The sequence below is a fragment of the Kitasatospora sp. NPDC091257 genome (genome assembly GCF_044757675.1).
GTDB classification, from domain to species: domain Bacteria; phylum Actinomycetota; class Actinomycetes; order Streptomycetales; family Streptomycetaceae; genus Kitasatospora; species Kitasatospora lactacystinica.
The window spans coordinates 1-1,813 of record NZ_JBIVVI010001529.1; the positions used below are offsets into that span (position 1 = coordinate 1).

Genomic DNA, 1,813 nt, shown 5'->3' on the forward strand with positions numbered 1-1,813 from the left:
GTCCTGGGCGGGCCGGGGAGGGTGCGGCCGGGTCGTCGTGCGGGGTGGCATGGGAGTGCCCCCTTCTGTCGGACTGTCGGACGACTGTATATGTCGATGGACTGCATATGTAGTCCGACTGGTTCCGAAGAGGGGGGTGGTTCCTGGGATCCGTCCGGGCCGACCGGTCGCCGAGAAGTCCGGCACGACCTCGCGCGGCGGCGTCGCGGCGGCGGTGGTGGCGGCCCGCCGCGTCCGCCCGGCGACGGGCTCGGCGCCGGTCCCTCCCCCGGCGGGGGAGGGGCGCGTCAGCCCGCCGCGGGTGCGCCCCGGCCGCTCAGCGCAGCCGCGAGGAGGACAGGATCGACGCCAGGTGCGCGACCACCATGCCCCAGGTGATCACCGTGATGCCCGCGAGCGTCCACCGGGTGGCGTCCAGGTTGCCGAGCCCGGCGTCCACCACGGCCGCCGCCAGCAGCACCAGCGAGGCCTCGATGCCGTTCGTCACCCGGTGGATCTTGAACAGCGAGGCGACCTTGCGGGCCGTCGCGATGCCCTGGGAGCGCGGCTGCGTCGACTCCTCGGTGGCCGGAAGCTGCCCGCTGCGGGCCCGGGCCACGTCCACCAGGTCCGTCGAGGCCTTGAGCAGCACCACGCCCAGCGCGGCCGCCAGCCCCGCCGACACCCACAGCTCCGAGCCGCCGCGCGCCGCCCGTACGCCCGCGCCGATCATCAGCGCGGCGTCCGCCAGGTAGGCGCCGAGCCGGTCCACGTACACCCCGGCCATGCTGAACTGGCGCTTCCAGCGCGCCACTTCGCCGTCCACGCAGTCGAACAGCAGGAACAGCTGGAACAGCACGACGGCCAGCGCCGCGCCGGTCACGCCCGGGATCAGCAGGGCCGCGCCGCCACCGACCCCGCACACCACCATCACCCAGGTGAGGGTGTTCGGCGACACCGAGGTGCGCACCAGCTGCCGGGTGGTCCGCAGCGAGACGGCCCGCATGTACAGCCGGCCCGCCCAGTGCTCGCCGTTGCGGCTCTGAAGCTTGGCCTGCGGCTGGCACACCTCGCGCAGCTCGGCGAGCGCCGGAGCAGCCACCATGACGACATCCCTCCACCTGTCCCGAAACGATCACCACAGGCTACGGCCTCCGGGGAAACGCCCGGACCAGCCGGTATGCCGCCGGCGGTACGGGAGGTGTCCTCCGGGGGAACGTCTGCCGCGGACGTCCGCGGGCCGGGTGCGGCCCGGCCGGGTACGGGCCCGCGCGGGCGGCGGTGGGCGCGTGCGTGCGGCCCGTGCGGGCAGCGGTGGCCCCGCGCGGGCGGCGGGGAAAACCGGTGGGCCGCCCGAGCGCCCCCGGGCTAGGCTGCGCGGGTTCGCCGGAACCCGAAGCCCCGGGGCCGAACGCCCGCCCCGACCTCCCGCTCCCGCACGCCGGTTGACGCGGTCCGCGCGGCCCGCACGGTCTCCCGGAACGGAACGAGGAGCGCAGACCCATGGTGACCACGGGCAGCCCGTCACAGAGCCCCGACCTGGCCCGACTGCTGGACGACCACCGCCCGCAGGGCCCGGTGGAGACCGCCGACCACGAGCGGGCCCGCCGCCTCCTCGGCGTCGCCGACGCCTGGAACAGAAGCACCTTCCCGCTGCACTTCACCGCCTCCGCCCTGATCGTCCACCCGCCGACCCGCCGCGTCCTGCTGCGCTGGCACGTCCGCCAGCAGGCCTGGCTGCACGTCGGCGGCCACGGCGACCCGGGGGAGACCCGGCCGCTGGACATCGCCCTGCGCGAAGGCCTGGAGGAGACCGGCCTGACCGACCTCACCC

2 protein-coding genes are annotated in these 1,813 nt (G+C 75.5%); one reads left to right on the forward strand and one right to left on the reverse strand.

Annotated elements, in window-relative coordinates; genetic code table 11:
* Positions 1-316: 316 nt before the first annotated feature.
* Positions 317-1,084 carry a CDP-alcohol phosphatidyltransferase family protein gene (locus ACIQOV_RS39970; protein WP_359901911.1) on the reverse strand — a complete coding sequence of 256 codons (768 nt, stop codon included), beginning with the start codon at positions 1,082-1,084 and terminating at the stop codon, positions 317-319.
* Between the two features lie 398 nt (positions 1,085-1,482).
* Here ACIQOV_RS39970 and ACIQOV_RS39975 point away from each other — a divergent pair.
* Positions 1,483-1,813 (forward strand): NUDIX domain-containing protein (locus ACIQOV_RS39975; RefSeq protein WP_401055862.1); only part of this gene is annotated, 331 nt, incomplete at its 3' end.

Excerpts from the sequence above, each read along its gene's own strand:
- ACIQOV_RS39970 (WP_359901911.1), bottom strand. The coding sequence starts at position 1,084 with ATGGTGGCTGCTCCGGCGCTCGCCGAGCTGCGCGAGGTGTGCCAGCCG.